Here is a 6,612-nt window from a genome sequence, read left to right as displayed (position 1 = left end):
AGTTCGTCGAATTCAAGACGCTACCAAAATGGCATGTCGTACCCCGCGAGGGCGCCAGCCCTCACGTGCACTTGGCTCGGCTGGTCAACATGGGGCTTGCCCATGACAGGTGGTGCGTCGATGAGGCTGTTGCCGACAGGTTTGTCGTCCTTCAATCGGTTCACGACGGGCGTATCAACCAAGGGAATGTGGACGACGGGTTTGTTGCCCCTCAAGAAGGTCTTGAGGTCCTGGCTATCGACAAGCTTGCGAGAAGTGTCGATGTAGACGCTGATGGTCATGAAGAGCAAGGCACCCATCCCCAACAGGCCTGGCACACCGTTCATGGCAAGCAAGACGCCAGCAGGTATCAAGCACAAGCCCCAGCGTGCATTCGGACTGGACTGTCGCTTCAGCAGCCACAGCAAGGGGAAGAAGCCCAGCATGAACACAGCGGTGAACACGATGGGTGCGAAGATCACGAGCAAGAACCAGCCCACTCCATCGCCCATGCCCTGGTACATCGACCGGCAGGGCCACAAGCCCAAGAGCGAAGCTACAGCGGCCGCGATTGCGGTCCAGCTGGCAGACAGCGGAGCGTCTCCAGAAGCTCGATCAATAGACATGGACAGGAGTCATGGTGACAAGGTGTGCAGGCACAAGAATATGCCATCACCACATGTCATCACCTGGCGTCCGCAGCATGGAAGCCTCCGGTATGTCCGATTCCTCATGGTCGAACCAGTGCGCGGATCATCGTGGCAGACACGCTGGTCCGTCGAGTTCGCTGCATCGAAGCCGCTCACGCCAAGAGCGGGCACCGAACCTCAGCCCTTCTTCGCCATCCAAGCCCGCCAACTCCCCAACTCCGTGATCTCGGTCCCACCCTCGACCCCGATCGCCTCACACACAAACCCGCTCACCCACGACCCGTCGGCCAGCTTGACCTTGCCAATCCCCAGCGGGGCGGGGATGCCGTCGACGAAGCTGCCGAAGTGTTCGGCGGGCAGTTCCCAGACTTCCATGTCGATCGCGGCGCCGCCTTCGTTGACGCGCACCATGCCGGGCCGCTGGACCGGGCCGCCGGCGAGGGCGTAGAACTTGTATTCGGGCGCGGACTGCACCGCGCCGAGCAGGCGCGCGCCGCGTTGGGTGAGCTGCCAGTTGAGCGGCAGGCCGCTGAGGTGTGCGCCGCAGACGGCGACCTTGACGGTGCCGGGGGTGTTGCTGCCTTTGGGCAGGTCGGTGCTGTTGAGGGCGGGGGTGTCGGCCAGCGTTGCGGTGGTGGCGCCGAGTGACAACGCCGCCTGCGCGCGGTGAAAGCGATCGGCCAGGCGCAGCAGCGGCACGTCCTTGAACGCGGGCGCGGCCAGGGTCACGCCCCAGGGCAGGCCTTGGGCGTCGCCGCTGGCCTGGAACCCTGCGGGCACCGCGACGGCGGCGTAGTCCAGCAGGTTCATGAAGTTGGTGTAGTGGCCCAGGTTGCTGTTGAGGCGGATCGGGTCGGCCTGCATGTCGGCGATGCGGTAGATGGTGCCGGCGGTGGGCGTGAGCAGGCAGTCCACGTCCTGCCACACCGCGTCGCACACGCGCTTGAGGGCCTTGAGCTTGGAGCTCGCGGCGAAGGCGTCAGCGGCGGTCTTGGTTTTGCCGCCTTCGATGATGGTGCGCACGGGCGGGAACACGGCCTCGGGTTGCGCTTCGATGAAGTCCTGGATGGCGACGTAGCGCTCGGCCACCCACGGGCCTTCGTAGAGCAGGCGCGCGGCGTCGAGGAAGGGCGTGAGGTCCACCTCCACGGCAGTGCCACCCAGGGCCTTCAGGCGTTCGACCGATTCGGCGAACAGCGCGGCCGTCGCGTCGTTGCCGAAGAAGTTGAGGTCCTGCGGGCACGGCACGCCGAAGCGGAAGGAGCCGGCCGAGAAGTCCACACCGAAGGGTTTGGCCGCGCGGCTGAAGGCGTCGGCTTCGTCGGGCACCGCGGCCACGGCCAGCACGGCCTGTGCGTCGGCGGCGGTGAGCGCGAAGATGGACACGGTGTCCACCGACCGGCAGGCCGGCACCACGCCGGTGGCCGAGAGCAGGCCGATGCTGGGCTTGAGGCCGATGAGGTTGTTGAAGCTCGCGGGCACGCGGCCCGAGCCGGCCGTGTCGGTGCCCAACGAAAACGACACCCAGCCCTTGGCCACGCTCACGGCGGAGCCGCTGCTGGAGCCGCCCGAGACGAAGTCTGGGTTGAAGGCGTTGCGGCAGGCGCCGTAGGGCGAGCGGGTGCCGTTGAGGCCGGTGGCGAACTGGTCGAGGTTGGCCTTGCCCAGCGGCACGGCGCCGGCCGCGATGAGCTGCTGCACGAGGAAGGCGCTCTCGCCCGGCGTGTAGGCGTATTCGGGGCAGCCCGCGGTGGTGGGGATGTGCGCGAGGTCGATGTTGTCCTTGATCGCGAAGGGCACGCCGTAGAGCGGCAGGCTGGCCGGGTCCACGCCGTCAGCACTTTCCAAACGCTCCACATAGGGCTCGATCTCGGCGTCGGTCAGGCGGTGGATGAAAGCGTTGTTCTCGTCGGTGGCGCAGCGGCGCATGGCCTCGGCGATGACGGCGCGCACCGGGGTACCGGCGGCGTAGGCGGCGCGCAGGCTGGCGAGGTCGAAACTGAGGGTGCTGAGGTCCATCGGAGGCTCCGTGAAAAGGATCTGAATGTGGTTCGGTTATCCATGGCGCCAGAGCGCCACCCGCGACGCGTGAAGCGGTCCCCTCCAGGGGCATCGAGGAACCGGCTCTGCCGGGCCTCTGGTGCCGCCCCCCTTGAGGGGGGTGACGCGAAGCGGCGCGGGGGGTGTTTCATTCCACCAGCACCAGCACGTCCTGGCCGGCGGCCACGGGCGCGCCTTCGCGGCACATGAGGCGGTGCACGGTGGCGTCCTGCGGGGCGAGCACGCTGAATTCCATCTTCATGGACTCGACGACGAGCAGCACGTCGCCCGCGGCCACGCGCTGGCCTTCGCTGACCAGCACCTTCCACACGCTGCCGGGCACGCTGCTGGCCAGCGGGCGGCCGCCGGGCGGCAGGTCCAGCTCGACGCTGGCGTCGGCCGCGGCCACGTCGGCGTCGCCCGCGTAGGTGAGCTGGCCGCTCGCGGCCCAGCGCTCGCGCTCGGCGTCGAAGGCGGCCTGCTGCTGCGCCTTGAAGGCGCCGATGCTGGGCGCGTTGTCGGCCAGGAAGCGGCGGTAGTCGCGCAGGCGGAAACTGGTCTCTTCGACTTGCAGCGCGTAGCCGCCGTGCGGAAAGGCGGCGCGGATGCGCAGCAGCTCGTCCTGATCCACCGGCACGAAGCGGATCTGGTCGAAGAAGCGCAGCAGCCAGGGCTGCTCGAACACCGAGCCCGGCTCACCGTGGCGCCAGCGGTTCCACATCTGCAGCGTGCGGCCGACGAACTGGTAGCCGCCGGGGCCTTCCATGCCGTAGACGCAGAGGTAGGCGCCGCCGATGCCGACAGCGTTCTCGGGCGTCCAGGTGCGCGCGGGGTTGTACTTGGTGGTCACCAGGCGGTGGCGCGGGTCCACCGGCGTGGCGACCGGCGCGCCCAGGTACACGTCGCCCAGGCCCAGCACCAGGTAGCTGGCGTCGAAGACCACCTTGAACACCTCGTCGATGCTGTCCAGCCCGTTGATGCGGCGGATGAACTCGATGTTGCTCGGGCACCAGGGCGCGTCGGGCCGCACCGACTGCATGTACTTCTCGATGGCCAGCTTGGTCTGCGGGTCGTCCCAGCTCAGCGGCAGGTGCACGATGCGGCTGGGCACTTCCATGTCATCCACGGCGGGCAGCGCGGCCTCGGCCTCGACCAGCACCTTGAGCAACTCGGCGCGCGAGACCTTCGATGGATCGAAGTGCAACTGCAGCGAACGGATGCCGGGCGTCATGTCGACGATGCCGGGCAGCGTGCCGGCTTCGATGCGCGCTTGCAGCGCCTGCATGAGCACGTGCACGCGCAGGCGCAGTTCGATGTCGAGCACCAGCGGGCCGAACTCGACCAGCAGGTAACGGTCGCCGGCCTGACGCACCACCATGGCGGGCACGGCCTCGTCTTCGCGCGCGGGGTCTTCGTGGACCACAGGCGTGGGGTGGGCCGTGGCGTCGTCGGCCGGTGTGGCGGGCAGGGGTTGCGTGAGGGAGGTCAGCGCGGCTTCGACCGTGGCGCTGCGGGCCAGTGCTTCATCGAGCGAGAGGCGGTGGAAGCGCACCGTGTCGCCGGGGCGCAGCTGGCCGAGCTTCCAGAGTTCGGCGTTGATCACCACGGCCGGGCAGACGAAGCCGCCGAGGCTGGGGCCGTCGGGGCCGAGGATGACCGGCATGTCGCCGGTGAAGTCGATGGCGCCAATGGCGTAGGCGTTGTCGTGGATGTTGGACGGGTGCAGGCCGGCCTCGCCACCGTCAGCACGCGCCCACTGCGGCCTGGGGCCGATCAGGCGCACGCCGGTGCGGCTGGAGTTGTAGTGCACCTCCCAGTCGGTGGCGAAGAAGGTGGCCACGTCGCCCTCTGTGAAGAAGTCGGGCGCGCCGTGCGGGCCGTAGAGCACGCCCACGTCCCAGTGGTGGGTGAAGGCGGGCACGGTGTCGGGGGCGGCGCTCACGCCGGCCGTGCCGGCGCCGGGCGCGGCCAGGTGCAGCACGTCGCCGGTGCGCAGGTGGCGGCCGGCGTGGCCGCCGAACTGGCCGAGCGTGAAGGTGCTGCGGCTGCCCAGGTACAGCGGCACGTCGAAGCCGCCGCCCACGGCCAGACACAGGCGCGCGCCGGCCTCGGCTCGGCCGATGGCGAGCACGCTGCCGGCGGGCACGCGGTGGCTCTGCCACTGGGGCAACGGTGCGCCGTCGAGCAGCATCTTGACCGGTGCACCGGTCACGGCGATCACCGCGTCGGCGTTGAAGCGCAGCGTGGGGCCGGAGAGCGTGATCTCCAGCGCGGCCGCGTCGTCGGCGTTGCCCACCAGGCGGTTGGCCATGCGGTGCGCATAGCCGTCCATGGGGCCGCTGGGCGGCACGCCCACGTCCCAGTGGCCCAGGCGGCCGGGCCAGTCCTGCACGCTGGTCTGCACGCCGGGCTCGACCACTTCAACGGTCGCGGGGCGGAAGTGGAAGCTGTTGAGGAAGCGCGTGACCTGCCGGCCTTCGCGGAACACCGGGTCGCGCACCACCTGGCGCAGGTAGCCGAGGTTGGTCTCGATGCCGGCCAGGCGCGTGGCGGCCAGCGCGGTGTCCAACTTCGCCAGCGCCTGCTCGCGGTCGGGCGCGGTGACGATGAGCTTGGCCAGCATGGGGTCGTACCAGGCGGGCACCTCGGTGCCGCGTTCGACCCAGCCGTCAACCCGCGCGTCCGTGGGAAACACCACCTCGGTCAGCAGACCGGCGCTGGGCTGGAAGTTTTTCGCGGGGTCTTCGGCGTACAGCCGCACCTGGATGGACGCGCCCTGCGGCGTGGGCGCCAGCGTGGCCAGCGGCGGCAGGTCGCCGGCCGCGAGTTGCACCATCCACGCGACCAGATCGACCCCCGTGACCTGCTCGGTCACGCCGTGTTCCACCTGCAGGCGGGTGTTGACTTCGAGGAAGTAGAACTGGCCGGTGGCCGCGTCGTAGACGAATTCCACCGTGCCGGCCGAGCGGTAGTTCACCGCCTGCGCCAGGCGCACCGCGGTGGCGTGCAGCTCGCTGCGCTGCGCGTCGCTCAGGCCCGGCGCGGGGGTTTCTTCGATCACCTTCTGGTTGCGGCGCTGCACCGAGCAGTCGCGCTCGCCCAGCGCGAGCACCGTGCCCGCGCCGTCGCCGAAGACCTGCACCTCGATGTGGCGCGCCTGCTCGACGTACTTCTCCAGGAAGAGGCCGGCGTCCTTGAAGTTGGCGCTGGCCAGACGCTGCACCGAGGCGAACGCGTCGCTGAGTTCGTCTTCGCTCCACACCAGGCGCATGCCGATGCCGCCGCCACCGGCCGTGCTCTTGAGCATCACCGGGTAGCCGATGCGCAGCGCCTCGGCGCGGGCCTGCGCGGCATCCGCCAGCAGGCCGGTGCCGGGCAGCAGCGGCACGCCACGCTGTTCGGCCAGGTCGCGCGCCGTGTGCTTGAGGCCGAAGGCGCGCATCTGCTCGGGCGTGGGGCCGATGAAGGCGATGCCCGCGTCTTCGCAGGCCTGGGCGAAGCCCGGGTTCTCCGACAGGAAGCCGTAGCCGGGGTGGATGGCCTCGGCGCCGCAGTCGCGGGCGATCTGCAGGATGCGATCGGCCTTCAAGTAACTCTCGGCCGCGGGCGCGGGGCCGAGCAGATACGCCTCGTCGTCTTCGCGCACGTGGCGGGCCTGCGCGTCGGCTTCGGAATACACGGCCACGCTCTGCACGCCCAGGGCTTTGAGCGTGCGGATGATGCGGCAGGCGATGGCGCCGCGGTTGGCGATCAGGACCTTGCGGAACATGGGCTCTCCGGTGGCAGGCCGTCCTGCCGAGGCGATGACATCAGACGGGTCGTCCCGTCGTCAGATGGAAGAAACAGATGCGTGCACGGTCCAGGGCACACCGCGGAACCGGCTTCGCCGGGCCGCTGGTGTGGTCCCCCTGGGGGGAAGACGCGAAGCGGCGCAGGGGGGTGT

Annotated in this window: 3 protein-coding genes; all 3 read right to left on the bottom strand. The window is 69.5% G+C overall.

The features are described 5' to 3' along the window. Positions 1–20: 20 nt before the first annotated feature. The 3 genes from ACR2JA_RS13730 to uca all read right to left on the bottom strand — a co-directional run bounded on the left by ACR2JA_RS13730 (position 21) and on the right by uca (position 6,438). Complete coding sequence (locus tag ACR2JA_RS13730) at positions 21–467, bottom strand: hypothetical protein (protein WP_434009641.1); 447 nt, start codon at positions 465–467, stop codon at positions 21–23. Between the two features lie 339 nt (positions 468–806). Next, a complete protein-coding gene (atzF, locus tag ACR2JA_RS13725) occupies positions 807–2,648 on the bottom strand; it encodes an allophanate hydrolase (protein WP_434009640.1) in 1,842 nt (613 codons plus the stop codon). Between the two features lie 169 nt (positions 2,649–2,817). Then, complete coding sequence (gene uca / locus ACR2JA_RS13720; protein ID WP_434009639.1) at positions 2,818–6,438, bottom strand: urea carboxylase; 3,621 nt, start codon at positions 6,436–6,438, stop codon at positions 2,818–2,820. Positions 6,439–6,612: the final 174 nt, after the last annotated feature.

Source organism: Hydrogenophaga sp. (genome assembly GCF_051007235.1).
Taxonomy (GTDB): Bacteria; Pseudomonadota; Gammaproteobacteria; order Burkholderiales; family Burkholderiaceae_C; genus Hydrogenophaga.
This window is presented reverse-complemented; position numbering and strand designations above follow the sequence as displayed.